This window comes from Alteromonas sp. MTD1, assembly GCF_042848195.1.
Classification (GTDB): Bacteria; Pseudomonadota; Gammaproteobacteria; order Enterobacterales; family Alteromonadaceae; genus Alteromonas.
The window spans coordinates 36,513-54,006 of the sequence record NZ_BTGG01000007.1 but is presented as its reverse complement, the minus strand read 5'-3'; the positions used below and the strand labels follow the sequence as shown (position 1 = coordinate 54,006).

The following is a 17,494-nucleotide window of genomic DNA, read 5'->3' as shown; positions in this document are numbered from 1 at the left end:
GTTTGCGCTTTGCAATATATTCCCACGCCAAACATTCCGTTAAAGTCATCGCTCAAAATACGTATCTGACACTTAGCTGAACCAGTCAACTAAATCAGTCAGGTGTATCCGTAAAACTTGCTTCTGTGATAAGCGAGCCTATATCTGCCGCCGACAGCTGTTTGGTTGGCGTTAGAATAGTCGGTTTAGGCTCATCGAGTTGATTTGGATGGTCTAAGTTGAAGTGCAAACCGCGACTTTCTTTGCGCTCCATAGCGCAGCGCACAATTAACTCAGCAACGGTGACTAGGTTGCGAAGCTCTAGTAAATTATTGCTCACTCTAAAGTGTGCGTAGTATTCAGCTATTTCTTGTTCAAGCAATTTTATGCGGCGCATAGCGCGTTCAAGGCGCTTGTCTGTTCTCACGATTCCCACGTAGTCCCACATAAATAGGCGTAGTTCATGCCAGTTATGTTGAATAATAACTTCTTCATCTGAATTCGACACCTGGCTCTCGTCCCATGGGGCGATAGCTTCGTCACTGCCTGCTGTACGTAGCTGGGGAATAATGTCTTCGGCGGCTGCCGTAGCAAACACAATGCACTCTAACAATGAGTTTGATGCCATGCGGTTTGCACCATGTAACCCGGTATAGGCTACTTCACCAATAGCGTATACGTTATTTAAGTCGGTTTTGGCATTGAAATCGGTTATTACGCCACCGCAGCTGTAATGTGCAGCGGGAACAACAGGAATAGGTTCACGCGTAATGTCGATACCTAGCGAACGACACTTGCGATAAATGTTTGGAAAGTGTTTTACAATGAAATCGGCTGGCTTGTGGCTAATGTCTAGGTACATACAGTCGGCGCCCAGACGCTTCATTTCATAGTCTATTGCGCGGGCCACCACGTCTCGAGGAGCTAAATCGCCACGCTCATCGAACTTATGCATAAATCGAGTACCATCAGCATGACACAAGTTTGCACCTTCACCGCGAAGTGCTTCGGTAATTAGGAAATTCCTTGCCTGCGGATGGAAAAGACACGTAGGGTGGAATTGATTGAACTCCATATTGGCAACCCGGCATCCTGCTCGCCACGCCATTGCAATACCGTCACCGCTAGAAACGTCGGGGTTTGAGGTGTATTGATATACTTTACTGCCGCCGCCTGTGGCTAACGCAATAAATGGAGCGCGGATAACCTCAACATGCTCTTGCTGACGGTTCCACACGTACGCGCCAACGCAGGTCTTGTCCTGCGTTTTTGAAGGAATCAAATCAATTGCATTGTAGCGTTCGAATACGTGAATGTTTGGGTGCGTAGATACCGCGTCGTTTAGGGTTATTTGCAGCGCTTCACCTGTGGCATCTGCTGCATGCAATATGCGCCTATGGCTGTGTCCGCCCTCGCGAGTAAGATGAAAACGCTCTTCGCCAGACTCGTTTTTCTCTGTATCAAAAGGGACACCGTAGCCTATTAACCACTCAAGTGCTGATTTTGCGCGCTCTGCGGTAAACCGAACCGCAGGCTCTTCGCACAGGCCGCCACCTGCTTTCAATGTGTCTTTTACGTGGGCATCAATAGAGTCTTGCTCGTCAAAGACTGCCGCAATGCCGCCTTGTGCGTAGCGTGTTGAACCTTCGTTCCTGTCACTTTTACTTAATACTATCACCTGACAATGGTCAGCTAGCTTCAATGCTAAACTTAAACCAGCCGCACCGCTGCCAATAATGAGTACATCACATCGATGTTCAATAGCATTTGATGTGGAAGTTAGTGAAGAGGATACAGATTTCATGTATTTTGATACTAAATTAAACGAGCCAAGGTTCGGCAAGTCTAATGGATGAGTAGCAAAACACAATGATTGATAGTGTGAGTTGTGCGCATTTTTTAAAATTTTTAATAGTTAGATAGAACTTTTGGGAACAGAGCGCGTCTACACACTGCTTGTTAGAGCTATTGTGTAGTTGAAGTAGGGAGTAACGGCTCGAATGAGCGAGCAGATAACCGACCAGCAGCTGGTCGAAAAAGTACAACGTGGCGACAAAAATGCTTTCAATTTATTGGTAACTCGTTACCAGCATAAAGTGATGCATTTAGTGTCTAGATATGTAAAAAACACAGGCGATGTAGCGGATGTAACGCAAGAAGCGTTTATTAAAGCGTACCGCGCACTGCCGAATTTTAGAGGTGATAGTGCGTTTTATACGTGGCTTTACCGCATTGCCGTAAATAGCGCTAAGAATTATCTGGTGTCTCAAGGGCGTAAGCCACCTGCAAGTGACATAGACGCAGATGAGGCTGATTTTTACGAAGGCAGCGATGCGCTTAAAGAACAATCAACGCCTGAACGTAGCTTACTGTCTGAAGAGATTGAAGAGACACTGTTTAAAGTCGTTGAAAAGTTGCCTGACGATTTACGAATGGCAATTACATTACGAGAAATAGAAGGTCTGAGCTACGAAGAGATCGCTAGCGTGATGTCGTGCCCCGTGGGCACAGTGAGATCGCGAATCTTCAGGGCTCGAGAAGCTATTGATAAAGTGATTCAGCCGCTGTTAGAAAACTAAACGAAAAAAATTAAAAAAAGATGAACTTTCTTTTTTTAGCGATGACTAACAGCTGTGTTAGGGTAGTAAACGATCAAATCGATCTGGAAATGAACATATGACGCAACAGCAAGAAAAATTGTCCGCATTCATGGATGGCGAGATAGAAGGCAATGATATCATCGACGCGATTAAGCAAGATGAAGCGCTTCAAGCCAAGTGGCAACGCTACCATGTATATCGCGGCGCGATGCGCAAAGAAGCCAGTGTCGCTCCCGAGCTTGATATTACCGCAAGCGTAGCCGCTGCGTTGGAGAACGAGCCAGCTATTGTTGCACCAAAACGCTCTCGTTGGCAGTCAATTCCTGTTATTGGCAACGTTGTACCGTTTGCTAAGCAATCTGGTCAGTTTGCAGTGGCAGCATCGGTTGCAGTAGCGGTTATTCTCGGCGTACAGCAATTTAATCAACCTGTTCCTACAGAGCCGTTTGAAACGTTCGAGACGGTAGGACCGCAAGGTGGCCTTGCTCCGGTTAGTTTAGAGCAAACACGTGAGCTGCCGCGCAACGATATGAACGAAGTTTTGGAAACAAAGCGTAAAATTAATGCGTTAATTGCCGACCATGAACAGCAAGTCAAGCTCAAGCAAGTGAAAGATGACGCTGAAGAGAAAGAAGGCGACAAAGTTCGTCCATAAACGTCGTCCGTAGCGTCGCACATCTATTTATTTTAAACATGCCAGCATATAATTGCTGGTATGTTCGTTTCTAAGGCAGGGAAAATGCGCTGTAGTTTAGTCATTGCTTTCATTTCAATACCTCTTTTTAGCGCGCTTGGCGTTAACGCTCAACAGCAGCCTGACGTTAACGCCAGACAGCAGCCTGTCGTAGAAAAACAAAATGCGAGTTATGAAGAAGCGCCAGTGGCGTCATCTACCTCATATCAGTCTGCTTCTTCTATCCAATCTACGTCGCAATGGTTAACACGGTTAAGTGATATCGTGTCTAACGAGAACTATCAGCTTTCTTTCGTTCAAACAAAGACAGGGCAAGAAACAGTGCCTTATCTATGGCGTCATGGCATTGATGAGAACGGGACTGAGTTAGAACAATTAAATGTGCAAAATGGCCCCGGTAGGGAACTTATACGCATTAATGACGTTGTAAGTGTATTCGAACCTGACGTACAGCCATACAGCTTGCGCTCACAACATATTAATGGGCCAATTCCGACGGCGCTTTTGTATCATCCTGAAACGTTATCTACCGCCTATGAATTTGTGGCAGTAGGGCGAGCGAGAGTAGCTGGCCGACCGGCTCAACAAATTCGTATTGTAAGTCGTGACAACAGCCGCTTCAGCTATCAGCTATGGTTAGACGAAGCAACAGGAATGTTGCTAAAACTCAATATGGTTGACTTACAAGGTGCTATTTTGGAACAAGTGCAGGTGACCGCATTCGCTATATCACCCGCACCATCTGAGTATTTTTCACGTATTAATCCAGATTCGTTGCCAAAACCAATGGCGCTGAATAACGTGCAAACCAGAGAGCACTCTTGGGACGTGGGCTATCTGCCCATTGGTATGAAAGAAGTAAAAGAAGACACGCGCCGATTAGCATTAACAGGCCAGGTGGTAGAGCATAAAATGTTCTCAGACGGCTTGGTTGATGTGTCTGTATATGTGCAGCCCGCAGAAGATGCTGTAGGCGCCGATTTAGCGCTACGCCATGAACTAAGCACGTTTCTTACTTTAACCGTTGGAAAGGCACAGATAACGGTAGTGGGTGAAATACCACTTCAGACAGCGAAAGCAATGGCAGCTTCATTAAGGCCGGCGGCAAATTCAGCAAATTAAGGGCAGTATTTCGACATGATCAAAGAAACCGCAACAGTGGTGGCAGTTGATGGCGATAAAGTAACCGTAGAGGCGGCCATTAAGTCCACATGTAATAGCTGTCAGGCACAGAGTGATTGTGGTACCGGTGTGGTTTCACGAGCGCTTGCGCCTAAGACACAGTATCTTACGTTGGATACGCCTATGACAGTGCAGGTTGGACAGCAGGTAACGGTAGGTATACCAGAGGCAGGTGTATTAAGTGCATCGGCTTGGCTGTATTTACTGCCACTATTTACGTTTATTGTCGCATTTTTTACTATTAGTGAAGCGTTGCTTATGGTGGAAATACGCCATGAATTAGCTGCATTGCTGCCCACGGTAGCCATAACGTATGGTGTTTATCGTTTTATTGCATCAAAGCTTAGTAAAATAGAGTCTACTAAGTATCAGCCTGTGTTACTTAAACTTATTGAAACGGACTAGTTTTATCTTTCTTGTAAACCACCATACCCATGCAAAAGCATACTTATTAAAAGTTTAAGCCTTGCTGATTCGCTTTTCGTATTAGAAATGGGTAAAATCCGCACGCGCTACGTAGACATAGGCTATTTTTAGCGGTGTTGATGTCGAAAATACAACAGCACACGTAGCATCTTTTTGTTTAATGAATTTTTCTGCAGGTAATTTCCAGCATTATGCAACAGTCGCACATTCGTAACTTCAGTATTATTGCCCACATTGACCACGGTAAGTCAACACTTTCAGACCGTTTGATCCAGCATTGTGGAGGTCTTTCCGATAGGGAAATGGCTGAGCAGGTCCTCGATTCAATGGACCTAGAAAAAGAGCGTGGAATTACTATTAAAGCGCAGAGCGTAACGCTTAACTATGAAGCAAAAAACGGTGAAACGTATCAGCTAAACTTCATCGATACGCCAGGACACGTTGACTTCACCTATGAAGTTTCACGTTCTCTTGCAGCCTGTGAAGGTGCACTGTTGGTAGTCGATGCGGGGCAGGGTGTTGAAGCTCAAACACTGGCAAACTGCTACACCGCTATTGAAATGGACATGGAAGTGGTGCCTGTTTTAAACAAAATAGACCTACCGCAGGCCGACCCTGATCGCGTTGCCGAAGAAATTGAAGATATCGTCGGTATTGATGCGATGGACGCAGTACGCTGCTCTGCGAAAACCGGCATTGGTATTGAAGACGTTCTGGAAGTGATTGTAAATCAAATTCCACCGCCTGAAGGCGACCGTGATGCGCCTTTGAAAGCGCTTATCATCGATTCTTGGTTTGATAACTACCAGGGCGTTGTGTCACTGGTACGAATTGTTGAAGGTCAACTTACCAAGAAAGACAAAATTCAAATTATGTCGAATGGCCAAACTCACCAAGTTGACAAGATTGGTGTGTTTACACCGAAGGCCCTAGACACGGGCGTACTGCGCGCCGGTGAAGTAGGCTTCATCATTGCTGGTATTAAAGATATTCAAGGTGCACCGGTGGGTGACACCATCACGCTTGCGCGTGAGCCTGCAACTGAAATGCTTCCTGGGTTTAAAAAAGTTAAGCCACAGGTTTATGCAGGTATCTTCCCAATCAGTTCCGACGATTACGAAGATTTCCGAGACGCATTGGCAAAACTTAGCCTTAATGACGCGTCATTGTTCTACGAGCCAGAAAGCTCAGCAGCCCTTGGTTTTGGTTTCCGCATCGGTTTCCTTGGCATGCTGCACATGGAAATCATTCAAGAGCGCTTAGAGCGTGAGTACGACTTAGGCCTAATTACCACAGCGCCAACGGTAATTTATGAAGTTGAAACCACCAAAGGTGAAGTACTTACAGTAGACAGCCCTGCCAAGCTTCCGCCGGTAAACGATATTGCAGAAATTCGTGAGCCTCTTGTAGAAGCCAACATTCTTGTGCCGCAAGAATATCTAGGTAACGTTATCACGCTGTGTGTTGAGAAGCGTGGTATGCAAACCAATATGACCTATCACGGTAAGCAAGTGGCAGTAACTTATGAGCTTCCTATGGCGGAAGTGGTACTAGATTTCTTTGACCGTTTGAAGTCGACGAGCCGTGGTTTTGCCTCGCTAGACTACAACTTCAAGCGTTTCCAAACATCAGACATGGTGCGTGTTGATATTCTTATCAATGGTGAGCGTGTAGATGCCCTTGCGGTAATCACTCACAGAGAAAACTCTCAAGGTCGCGGCCGTGAGTTAGTTGAAAAGTTACGTGAGCTTATTCCTCGTCAAATGTTTGATATTGCAATTCAAGCAGCGATAGGCAACCACATTGTTGCGCGAAGCACGGTTAAACAGTTGCGTAAAAACGTAATCGCTAAGTGTTACGGCGGTGACGTAAGCCGTAAGAAAAAGCTACTTCAAAAACAAAAAGAAGGTAAAAAGCGAATGAAGCAAGTGGGTAACGTTGAATTACCACAAGACGCTTTCCTCGCGGTACTCAAGGTGGGTAAGTAATGGCGAATTATTTCTCCTTGATTTTGGTGGCGCTCACCTTAATCACAGGGCTTGTTTGGCTAGTTGACAGTGTGTATTTTGCGCCAAAACGCAAAGCCCGTTTACAAGAAGCGGCCACTGCCGAAGGCGCAGCGTATTGTGAAGATCCGCAGCTGCCATATTGGGTAGATACATCACAGCAGATTTTCCCAGTGATTGCTTTTGTCCTTGTGCTTCGTTCGTTTCTTTATGAGCCATTTCAAATTCCGTCTGGCTCAATGATGCCTACGCTATTGGTAGGCGATTTTATACTGGTTGAGAAGTTCTCTTACGGTGTGAAGGATCCGGTATTCAGAAGTAAAATGATTGAAACTGGTGTGCCAGAGCGCGGTGATGTGGTTGTATTTAAGTACCCTGAAGACACGTCAATTGATTACATTAAGCGCGTTATCGGTTTGCCGGGCGATACAGTGGTTTACCAAAACAAACAGGTGTATATAAAACCTAAATGCCAGCAAGGCGAGGTTTGTGGGAAGCTTAAAGCGGTGCCATTAGACTTCCAAGAACGTGGCGAGTTTGTGCAAGATATGGCGCAACTTATGCGCTATACCGAAGACCTAGGTGTGGCTAAGCACGACATTTTGCGTCATCCTGTTCGTGAAATATCATCAGTTCATTTTTACACGCAGCCTGGCACACGCAGTAATGAGTGGATTGTGCCAGAAGGTCAATATTTTGTGCTTGGTGATAACCGAGACAACAGTCGTGACAGCCGTTTTTGGGGCTTCGTGCCAGACGAAAACTTAGTAGGCAAAGCCGTGGCAATCTGGATCTCATTTGAGTTCGAGCGCGATCCAAAAGATTTCTTGCCAACATGGGTACCCACCGGAGTGCGTTTTGACCGCGTAGGTGGCATTAATTGATGCAAAACCCAATGCAAGGAATAGATAAATATCGTCGGCTTTATAAGGCGATAGGCTACACGTTCAAAGATGAGTCGCTGCTAGAACAAGCGCTTACGCATAGAAGCGCAGCTAAGAAACACAATGAAAGACTAGAGTTTCTGGGCGATGCCATACTGGGTATGATTGTTGGTGAAACCTTGTTTAAACGTTTCCCTAGTGTGCCTGAAGGCAAGCTTACTCGTATGCGCTCAACGCTTGTTAAAGGCGAGACACTAGCCGAACTTGCCAAAGAAACGAGCGTGGGTGATTTACTGCATCTTGGTCCAGGCGAGCTAAAAAGTGGTGGGCACCGCAGAAGCTCAATACTTGCTGATGCTGTTGAAGCCATATTAGGTGCTATCTATCTTGATTCTGGAATGGATGAAGTAAGAGGTGTCATCGACAGACTCTGGGAAAGTCGTTTTCTTAAGCTAGACCCCAATGCTCACCCAAAAGACAGCAAGACGCGCCTTCAAGAATTCCTACAAGGTCGAAAGCAACCTTTACCTAGTTATGAAGTGCTTTCGATTTCAGGCAAAGATCACGCGCAAACCTTTGAAGTAAGCTGTAAGGTAGAAAGCCTCCCTAAAGCTGTAGTGGCGTCGGGTAATAGTCGTCGTAAAGCAGAACAAGAAGCTGCTCGTTTAACATTGGAGAAGCTTGATGACAACGCATAATGACAATGACTCAATGTCTGCACCGCCAGTGGACACACGCTGTGGCCTTGTTGCTATTGTAGGAAGGCCAAACGTAGGTAAATCTACGTTGCTAAACCGCTTGCTAGGCCAAAAGGTAAGTATTACATCGCGCAAGCCGCAAACCACACGTCACCGTATTCTGGGTATCGACACTGATGGCGATTATCAAGCTATTTATGTTGATACACCTGGGCTTCACCAAGACGAAAAGCGCGCTATCAACCGATACATGAACCGTGCAGCATCTAGCTCGTTAGCTGAAGTAGGGCTAGTGTTATTTGTTGTTGAGGGCGACCGTTTTAACAGCGAAGACGAGATGGTGCTAACGAAAGTAAAGCAGTCTAACCTTCCTTGCTATCTTATCGTGAATAAGATGGACAAAGTGGAAGACAAAGAAGGCTTTATGGTGCACTTACAAAAGCTAGGCGAGAAGCACAAGTTCGAACACATCATTCCGGTAAGTGCTAAGCAAGGAAAAATGATAGACGGCATTCGCGACCTAGTGGCGCAGTCGCTACCAGCAAGCGAATTCTTCTTTCCAGAAGACTATATTACCGACCGCTCAAGTCGCTTTATGGCTGCTGAAATCATTCGTGAAAAGCTTATGCGCTTTACAGGCGATGAGCTGCCTTACTCGACTACAGTAGAAATTGAGCAGTTTAAGATGGCCGATAATGGCGTCTATCGCATAAACGGGCTTATATTAGTTGAGCGTGAAACGCAAAAACGCATGATTATTGGTAAAGGTGGAAAACATCTTAAAACCATCGGTGAACAAGCGCGAAAAGACATGGAAAACCTGTTCGACAACAAAGTTTTCTTAGAGCTTTGGGTTAAAGTAAAACAAGGCTGGGCAGACGATGAACGTGCGCTGCGCTCTTTAGGCTACGGCGACGACAGTAATCTATAAAAGGCCTCGCCCATTGCGTTTTTACAAGGTCGAGTGATCTCGACCTTGCTACCATCCGTTTTCACTCCACAACATCATTAACGATTTATCGCGGGAGCGTATATGGCAATATCAGATATGCGTAGGCAATATTCAAAGGGTACTTTGGGTGAGTCTGATTTAACTTCAAATCCTTTCTCTTTATTTGATAAGTGGCTTAACGATGCCATTGATGCCGGTATACCAGACCCAACTGCCATGACAGTTGCCACCGTAGACGCGTCAATGCAGCCGTCTCAGCGCATTGTGTTGCTAAAGGATGTTAGTGAAAAAGGGTTTGTTTTCTTTACTAATCTAGGCAGCAGAAAGGCACAAGAATTATCCATAAACCCAAAAGTGTCGTGTCACTTTCCGTGGTTCTTTATGGAGCGACAAGTGCGTGTTTGCGGTAGCGTTGAAAAGCTCTCGGTCTCTGAAAATGCGGCTTACTTTTTTTCTCGTCCGAAAGACAGCCAGCTTGCGGCGTATGCTTCAAAGCAAAGCAAACCTATTGGCAGCAGAGAGCTTTTGCTAACCCAATTCAAACAATTGAAAGATAAGTTTGCTAACAAAGAACTACCAGTCCCCGATTTCTGGGGAGGTTTTCGAATTGTTCCCCATCAAATTGAATTCTGGCAAGGTGGTGAAGACCGCTTACACGATCGCTTTGAATACAATTTGACGGAAAATGGCGAGTGGACCACGCAACGGTTAATGCCATAGCACTCATGCGAGTGCTCGCAGAGATACCACAATGATAGACAGTCACTGTCATTTAGATTTACCTGCACTCGCTGACAATATCGACAGCGTATTACAATGTGCTAAACAGAAAGGCGTTAATCGCATGATGGCACCTGGAACTACGGTGCCATCATGGAAAAAGCTTCAGCGCATTAGCGATTCGTTTGCACATCTACTTCCTATTGATACAGCCTTGGGTTTGCACCCTTACTTTCTCCAAGCAAATGCTGATAACGCCATAGCACTACTAAAACAGAATGTTGACCTGCTTGAGCAATCTCTAACCCGTCCTCACTCCTCAGTAAAAGCCATCGGCGAAGCAGGATTAGACGGTCATATTAATACCTCGATGGCACTGCAAAAATCGGCGCTTGATGCGCAACTAAATATAGCTGCATCTGCATCGCTACCCATTATTTTGCATCATCGTAAAAGCCACCACTTGCTGTTTGAGGCCCTTAAAGCTGCTAAATTTACAAAAGGTGGTGTAATACATGCTTTTTCGGGCAGTATTGATGTAGCAAAGCGATATATCGAGCGGGGCTTTATGCTAGGTATTGGCGGAACCATAACGTACGAAAGAGCAGGAAAAACAAGAGACACCGTTTCGTATCTACTTAAGCATCACCGCGATTGCTTGCTTCTAGAAACCGATGCGCCAGATATGCCTATGAGCGGCAGGCAAGGGCAACCAAATAGGCCTGAATATATTGGTGATGTAGTAAGTGCATTGCGAACGTTGGGTGATGAATCAGAAGAAAGCGTTGTAGCTTTTACTTCAGCCAATTACGCCCGCTTATTTTTGTCCTAAACGAGCAATAATCCATGGTCGTGACTTGTAAAAAGCGCGCGTCATGTACACACCAACAACCAGTGCCAGACCCAATAAAATCAGTAAAATAAACAATAGCTGAGATCGCAGCGTCAAAGGGTTTTCTAATACGGCGTTCGTATTCATATGAATGTTTACATAGCCAAGTAAAGCGCCGTCTTCATTATGAATATCTTCTACGAAGGTAAGTGGAGTAAGCGTATCGTTTTTACTCAATTCAATAACGCTTGGGATCTTCGGTAGTGGTGCAATGTATTTACCGTCACTATTAAACACGGCAAGGCCAATAATGTGAGGTTCGCTGGTAAGCACCTTCAAAACGTTTTCAATGTTGGTAATAGCAATGGCTGAATTGCGCGTTGTGTCTGTTGTACTCTGGTTTGCCGAACCCTGTGTGCCAGTACTTTGTGCATTTACATAGTTCGACAGCGGGTTTTCTAGCAGTTTGGCATACTGGCGCGCAACGCTTTCTCCAGAGAACTGAGTTTGTACTTTTAGCCACTCGTTCTGATATTGCTGTAACAGCACGATTAACACTATTGTCATTGCAACCACTCCAGCAACAACTAGCGCATGACAAAGTCGCTTTATCACGGTGTAAAGTGAATGCGAACGGTCTGCTGTTCTTTTCTCGTGGTTTTCGCCGTTTGCTAACGCCATATTTGTAAAGGCCGTGTTCCCGTAAATAAATGCCAGCCTAACAGTAGGATAAATCGAATTAATTTTAAAGGAGTTATTTTATTGGCTTATTGAATTGGGTAGCATAAGGGCTAATCAAGTTAAGGGGCAATAACGTAGTGCATGCCAAATTAAACGCGCTTATTACCAGCGTGACATCATCATCTCTTCATGTTTCCGACGCGTTATCATCATACGTTACCACTGACGCTGGAAATGATAACTTCACACACACGTTAACCGTTTCAGGTCAGGCACTTACGCCTTTTATTGTGAAGTCAGTTTTACAAGCACTAGAAAAGCACTTTGCAGCATCGTTTTTGACGTTTCATCATCTACACAACGTGTTTGGTGACAGTGTTGTGACTTTGCGAGGTGAGTTATTAAGTGCTGATGTCTCGAGTGTGAAAGCTGCTTTAGGAGATCTTTCATCCACCTACAATATTGATATTGGCATCCAGGCAAGTCGCCCATCATTGTCTCAGCCAGGCTTGCTGGTTATGGACATGGACAGCACCGTGATTGCTATCGAGTGCATAGATGAAATTGCCGTGCTTGCCGGGGTCGGCGAGCAAGTTGCTGAGGTTACAGCACGAGCCATGCGTGGCGAAATTGCATTTAATGACAGTCTTGTACATAGAGTTGCATGTTTAGATGGCGTGCCATTAGCCCATCTTGAAAAAATTCGAAACCGTATCCCGTTAATGCCGGGTATCCAAACATTGGTTCAAACCTTACAAAAGCACAATTGGAAGCTGGCAATAGCTTCTGGTGGTTTTACGTACTTTGCCGACTATTTGAAAACCCGTTTAGGTTTAGACTACGCTATCTCTAATACGCTTGGTGTAAATGACGGGAACCTAAACGGTAAAGTGGAAGGTGAAATTATCAATGCCGAGGTTAAAGCGCGTACGGTTAAAACATTGGCGGAAAAATGGCAAATTCCAAAGGCACAAACCGTTGCCATGGGCGATGGAGCGAACGACCTTGTTATGATGGCTGAATCGGCGCTGGGCGTGGCATGTCACGGCAAGCCTTTGGTAAACGAAAAAGCCGATGTAGCAATTCGCGTGGGCAGTCTGCACAGTATGCTGTATTTCTTGGAAGGCTAGTGCTCACTAGCCTTTTTTGAGCTTCACTACGCACTAAATAGTGTTAATTGCACAGTGTTTAGTGCTCATTGCGTAAGCAAAGCGCCCTTGGGATTGCTTTTTAGCGTTTTGTTAGCGGTAATGTCGTCTAACGAAAAACCGTACCTTAAAAGCACTTCGTCAGTCACATCTATAAGGTGTGAACACGCCGCCATACTCCACATTTTCTTTTCAAGTTCTTTGGCTTTGTGCATCGCGTACATGGTGACGTAGTTAATCTCTGTTTGAAGCATCGATAAATCGGGTTTGCCGGTTGTAGTTAGCATCAAATGAATAGCAATAAACTGGCCGCGAGTCATTGCCTCTCGAATAAAAGCCTTGCGTTGTTTGTTATCTTCAAACTTACTTGAATACCGCGGTATGATAGCCATTCTTGGGTCTTTTTGTGCAGTATCAAAGGAAATAAAAAGCTCTTCTCTTAACGGGGTGTTTTCATGCTTAACAACTTTTATGCCGCTCTGTACAAAAGGCGATTCCTGCTTTCTATCGCGGAATAAAAACTCAACGTTTACTTGACCTTGCTCGGCAAATTGGGTTGTTAGCGTAGTAACACGCTCATCCTGTTTCCCGATAATGCAAGCTTGAGGTACGTATCGCACACCTTCTTTACTCATCAAAAATGAAAGCGACGTTGCGTTCCTCGCGTTAATACAGCGAAGTGCCTGACCCATGCCCGGTATTTCTTCTTCTGTATCTTCTACTTTTAGGCTGCTTTTATTCTTTTTAATAAGCTCTTCGAAAAAGTAGCGAGCACCTTTACCTGCATCTCCTGATACTGCTTTCAAATGCAAAATGTTTTTATCTGCGTTGTGATACATCACTTCGTATTGCAAATGCATTACGTTAAAAGACGGTGCAATTTCTTGAAGCTTTGGAAATGCAACTTCTACACGCCCCTCAAGGTTACCTTTATATTCGCGCTTCAACTCAATACGCAGCCCCAGGCCGTGTACCGAAATATCCTCGCTAATTCCGTTAATTACGGTTTCATCATCATTTAAACGAAGCGTTACTTGAGTTCTAAGCTGATAGCGGCTTTCAATGCGCTTTTCATCATACTTAAATCGTACAATTTCGATATTTGATGCAGCACGGTTTCGGGGGTGCCCAAAGTGCCGTAAATGCGCAAGGTTATCTCGATTAAACGTAAACTCGTTATAAGTTTCTTGCCCAGTTACTGATGTAACATCGGTAACATGAGCAAGGAATCGCAAGTTTTTAAGCTTAGACATTAACCGAGCAGAAGGCGGCGTATTAAGTTTTTTAATCTTGTTGCCTACTGAATCAGGAATAGAAGTCGGTATGTGCGCTTGCTCAGGTACCATATCTGTTAGCGTTACTTTAAATACACGCCAACTCACTTTCTTTGAGCCAAACCCAAGAAAAGCACGCATAAGGGCATCTTTTTGCGCCAGTTCTTCTACAGCCGCTGAGTAAAAGTACACTTTCTCGTTTTGAAAATGCGTGAAGCTAAAGACAAAGATTTCTCTTACTTCCTCTGACTTATTTAATAGTCGAGTAAGACGTTCCTGCGTAAGAAGAAAATTTAGCCTACAGTTGTCTTCTTCGTCTTGCCAATATTCAAGTGTTTCTCTATTTACCTCGTTAGCCATTGCAAAACGGGGCACCAGAGTATTGCTTATAACATCAATAAAAACAGGTAAAGTAGGGCAGCGCGGTGAAAAGAACTGTTCGCTTGTTTTACTGGCGATGGCTTCGATGGTGTTACTCATGTTCACTTTATAACGGCGCTTATTACCGTGAATAAAGTTTTCTAGGAACTTGTCGAAAGCTGGGTTGGGATAGTTACTGTCTCGCTGTAGTGCAAGGTAATTGACGTCGTTCTTCGTACTTATTTTTACTAGCTTGTACGCAATACCGTTCTTTTTATCCAGCGCGTATTCGGTTTCAAGGCCTCTAAAAAAGATATGAAGCGTTTCCCCTTTTTTAAAAAACGTATCTTTTGAGAGTTTAACCTGTAGCCCTTCAAGCGAAATGTCTACACTTAACCCGCGTATCGACTCATTTTTGTCGTTAAATAACTCTACGGCTACCGCAAAGTTCATACGCTCTGCATTGCGCTGACGATAGTCTAGAAGGTTTACTGTTGGTACTTTGAATTGTTCCAATACCGCAGAACGTTTTTTTAATTCGGGATTACTTCTCTCTTGTCGTTCTTGAGCGAGTTCTTTTTCGCGCATTAGGCGGAAATTGTTTTCCGTATTTTGTACGGCCTCGTAAACACCATAGGTATAACGACCAAAAACGCGTATCTGTTCTTCAAACTTATCAACAGCAATGTCATCCATATAGTGCGTGCGGCCTTCATGCACATACTTTTTGCATTTACCATCTACATGGCCACGTAAGTCAATGGTCCTCATGCAAGGTTTTGCAAGTCGCTTTACTTCCATCTTTATAAGGAAGCGCTTCTCTTTCGGAACGTCAGAAGCGATCTGAAGCAGCACTTGGTTGAACTCAGGTTCATTAACCATTGGCTTTAGCTGTTCTATAATGGCAGCATATTGCTTTAAATCTTGACTCATGAACGGGCAACTTTGTCGTTAAGTATCATTATTTTAGTTATTATCGGCATTTCAGCCAATCTCATTAATATGGAGGTTGCGCGTCCTGCGCGTGCGTGAAGCACAAAGTTGAGAAGCAATCACATGTTCTACACAAAAGCATAGAGCACAACGTATAAAACGTATACCTAGCAAAACAGGTGTTGGTGGGTCGCAATCTCTTCTAAATGAAGAACATAGAATACTACTTTAGACTAATGGATCAAATAGCTTTATGGCAAAACGTAAAACTGCTTATGTCTGTTCAGACTGTGGCGCAGAATTTCCTCGTTGGCAAGGGCAATGTTCAGAATGCAAAGCTTGGAACACAATAAGCGAGTTTGTTGTAGCGAGTGCTAAAAGTGCTTCTCGTCCCAGTACTTCAGGTTATGCGGGTCAAACTGCGGCAAAAATAGAAACCTTAAACGCAATAGATTTGGCATCTCTCCCACGCTTTAGTGCAGGCTTTAAGGAACTGGACCGTGTGTTGGGTGGTGGTATTGTGCCTGGAGCCGCTATGTTAATTGGCGGTTCGCCAGGCGCAGGTAAAAGTACGCTGCTGTTACAGGTAATGTGCCAAATGGCACAAAATGAAACGGCACTGTACGTTACGGGTGAAGAATCATTACAACAGGTTGCCATGCGCGCTAAACGGCTAAACTTGCCAGACGATAAACTGCTAATGCTTGCAGAAACCAACGTCGAAACCATCTGTGACCTTGCCCTTACGAAAAAGCCCAAGATTATGGTTATCGACTCCATACAGGTAATGCATGTAACTGACGTACAGTCGGCGCCGGGCAGTGTTTCTCAAGTGCGTGAAAGTGCAGCCTATCTAACGCGATTTGCAAAACAAAATCACATTGCCATGTTTATAGTGGGCCATGTCACCAAAGACGGTAATTTAGCAGGCCCTAAGGTGCTAGAGCACTGCATTGATAGTTCTATGATGCTAGAGGGCGAAAGTGATGGGCGTTATCGCACGCTTCGCAGTCACAAAAACCGATTTGGAGCGGTTAATGAGCTTGGTGTTTTTGCGATGACCGAAAAAGGTCTGAAAGAGGTGAGTAACCCATCGGCCATCTTTTTAAGTCGTGGCGATAACGAAACGCCGGGCTCAAGTGTCATGGTAATTTGGGAAGGAACGCGCCCATTGCTGGTGGAAATTCAAGCGTTGGTTGATTATTCACAAATGTCTAACCCAAGACGTATTGCCGTGGGTCTTGATCAAAATCGTTTATCTATGTTGCTTGCAGTACTGCATCGTCACGGTAATGTTCAAATGAACGATCAAGATGTATTCGTGAATGTAGTAGGTGGAGTAAGGGTGTCTGAGACCAGCGCTGATTTAGCGTTACTGCTTGCCATGATATCGAGCTTTAGAAACCGTCCACTGCCACGAGACTTAATTGTATTTGGAGAGGTAGGGCTAGCCGGTGAAATACGTCCTGTGCCCAATGGTACTGAGCGTATTATTGAGGCGGCAAAGCATGGCTTTAAACGTGCTATCGTGCCTAAAGCGAATGCGCCTAAACAAGCGATTAATGGAATGAAGGTGGTACCGGTATCGCGCCTGACCGAAGCGTTGGATGCTTTGGGGTAATAGCTTTATTATGGACGTGGTTTATTGAGGTGCTTGGTAAACTGCGTCTATCAGCGCGTTTAAGTCTTTCTCTTCAATACCACTATCCATACTATTTAACGCAATAAGTCTGCGCAGAGCACTTAAGCATTCGACATCCATGCGCTCTACTTTGCATCCTAGCGAAACATCGTCTTTTCTACTGTCTGAATGCCGGTATAGCTGTGATATATGAAGGGTTATTGATGGACTATCTTCATTGGCTTTGAAGGTTGCAGTGTAGGGTTCATGGCTATCGAAAGGGAGTTTTGCCAATTCTGTTTCAGAAGCAAGTAGCTTAATACCTTGTAGTGAAACATCACTTACCATTACCTCAATAGTGATGTCGTTGTGAGCAAGATGTCCCTTCACATTCAGCATAACCCGATGAAACTGGCGCTTGTCCGTCATTCTTCAACCTTTTTTATTCTTTCCCTAAACTCAGTATTGGCTATTTATTTTTCCTTCGCAATAAAAAAGCCCTCG

At 44.7% G+C, this 17,494-nt stretch carries 16 protein-coding genes; 12 read left to right on the top strand and 4 right to left on the bottom strand.

What is annotated here, in order from left to right; genetic code table 11:
* Positions 1 to 94: 94 nt before the first annotated feature.
* Complete coding sequence (gene nadB / locus ACGHAV_RS10570; RefSeq protein WP_390380126.1) at positions 95 to 1,783, bottom strand: L-aspartate oxidase; 1,689 nt, start codon at positions 1,781 to 1,783, stop codon at positions 95 to 97.
* A gap of 196 nt (positions 1,784 to 1,979) precedes the next feature.
* Between nadB and rpoE the strand changes: the two genes are divergently transcribed.
* The 10 genes from rpoE (at position 1,980) to ACGHAV_RS10520 (ending at position 10,973) form a co-directional block, all read left to right on the top strand.
* The gene (rpoE, locus tag ACGHAV_RS10565) at positions 1,980 to 2,558 is read left to right on the top strand and encodes an RNA polymerase sigma factor RpoE (protein WP_390380123.1); all 579 of its coding nucleotides are present in this window, start codon (positions 1,980 to 1,982) and stop codon (positions 2,556 to 2,558) included.
* A 97-nt stretch (positions 2,559 to 2,655) separates the two neighbouring features.
* A complete protein-coding gene (locus ACGHAV_RS10560) occupies positions 2,656 to 3,234 on the top strand; it encodes an RseA family anti-sigma factor (RefSeq protein ID WP_334013316.1) in 579 nt (192 codons plus the stop codon).
* 84 nt (positions 3,235 to 3,318) lie between these two features.
* Complete coding sequence (locus tag ACGHAV_RS10555; RefSeq protein WP_390380120.1) at positions 3,319 to 4,395, top strand: MucB/RseB C-terminal domain-containing protein; 1,077 nt, start codon at positions 3,319 to 3,321, stop codon at positions 4,393 to 4,395.
* A gap of 15 nt (positions 4,396 to 4,410) precedes the next feature.
* Positions 4,411 to 4,860 (top strand): SoxR reducing system RseC family protein, encoded by a 450-nt coding sequence (locus ACGHAV_RS10550; protein ID WP_390380117.1) that lies wholly within the window; start codon positions 4,411 to 4,413, stop codon positions 4,858 to 4,860.
* A gap of 212 nt (positions 4,861 to 5,072) precedes the next feature.
* Positions 5,073 to 6,869, top strand: a complete 1,797-nt coding sequence (gene lepA / locus ACGHAV_RS10545; protein ID WP_334013313.1) for a translation elongation factor 4 — start codon at positions 5,073 to 5,075, stop codon at positions 6,867 to 6,869.
* A complete protein-coding gene (gene lepB, locus ACGHAV_RS10540; RefSeq protein WP_390380114.1) occupies positions 6,869 to 7,771 on the top strand; it encodes a signal peptidase I in 903 nt (300 codons plus the stop codon). Before lepA ends, lepB begins: the two co-directional genes overlap by 1 nt.
* A gap of 11 nt (positions 7,772 to 7,782) precedes the next feature.
* The gene (rnc, locus tag ACGHAV_RS10535) at positions 7,783 to 8,469 is read left to right on the top strand and encodes a ribonuclease III (RefSeq protein WP_390380666.1); all 687 of its coding nucleotides are present in this window, start codon (positions 7,783 to 7,785) and stop codon (positions 8,467 to 8,469) included.
* Entirely contained in the window at positions 8,456 to 9,400 is a 945-nt protein-coding gene (gene era, locus ACGHAV_RS10530; RefSeq protein ID WP_390380110.1) for a GTPase Era, read from the top strand. The genes rnc and era overlap by 14 nt, the downstream gene beginning before the upstream one ends.
* 102 nt (positions 9,401 to 9,502) lie before the next feature.
* Positions 9,503 to 10,141, top strand: a complete 639-nt coding sequence (pdxH, locus tag ACGHAV_RS10525) for a pyridoxamine 5'-phosphate oxidase (protein WP_390380107.1) — start codon at positions 9,503 to 9,505, stop codon at positions 10,139 to 10,141.
* Positions 10,142 to 10,172: 31 nt separating this feature from the next.
* Positions 10,173 to 10,973 carry a TatD family hydrolase gene (locus tag ACGHAV_RS10520; RefSeq protein ID WP_390380104.1) on the top strand — a complete coding sequence of 267 codons (801 nt, stop codon included), beginning with the start codon at positions 10,173 to 10,175 and terminating at the stop codon, positions 10,971 to 10,973.
* On the opposite strand, the gene ACGHAV_RS10515 is transcribed toward ACGHAV_RS10520, so the two are convergent.
* Positions 10,959 to 11,654, bottom strand: coding sequence for a hypothetical protein (locus tag ACGHAV_RS10515; RefSeq protein WP_390380101.1), 696 nt, complete (start codon positions 11,652 to 11,654; stop codon positions 10,959 to 10,961). The two genes, ACGHAV_RS10520 and ACGHAV_RS10515, sit on opposite strands and share 15 nt — an antisense overlap.
* 137 nt (positions 11,655 to 11,791) lie before the next feature.
* Between ACGHAV_RS10515 and serB the strand changes: the two genes are divergently transcribed.
* The gene (gene serB / locus ACGHAV_RS10510) at positions 11,792 to 12,784 is read left to right on the top strand and encodes a phosphoserine phosphatase SerB (RefSeq protein WP_390380098.1); all 993 of its coding nucleotides are present in this window, start codon (positions 11,792 to 11,794) and stop codon (positions 12,782 to 12,784) included.
* Positions 12,785 to 12,849: 65 nt separating this feature from the next.
* Here serB and ACGHAV_RS10505 read toward each other — a convergent pair whose 3' ends face one another.
* The gene (locus ACGHAV_RS10505; RefSeq protein ID WP_390380095.1) at positions 12,850 to 15,369 is read right to left on the bottom strand and encodes a PilZ domain-containing protein; all 2,520 of its coding nucleotides are present in this window, start codon (positions 15,367 to 15,369) and stop codon (positions 12,850 to 12,852) included.
* 253 nt (positions 15,370 to 15,622) lie between these two features.
* On the opposite strand from ACGHAV_RS10505, the gene radA reads away from it, so the two are divergent.
* Positions 15,623 to 16,990, top strand: a complete 1,368-nt coding sequence (gene radA / locus ACGHAV_RS10500; RefSeq protein ID WP_390380092.1) for a DNA repair protein RadA — start codon at positions 15,623 to 15,625, stop codon at positions 16,988 to 16,990.
* 21 nt (positions 16,991 to 17,011) lie between these two features.
* Here the strand turns inward: radA and ACGHAV_RS10495 are convergent, their stop codons facing one another.
* Positions 17,012 to 17,419: a PilZ domain-containing protein gene (locus tag ACGHAV_RS10495; protein ID WP_390380089.1), complete on the bottom strand. Its 408-nt coding sequence runs from the start codon at positions 17,417 to 17,419 to the stop codon at positions 17,012 to 17,014.
* Positions 17,420 to 17,494 lie beyond the last annotated feature (75 nt).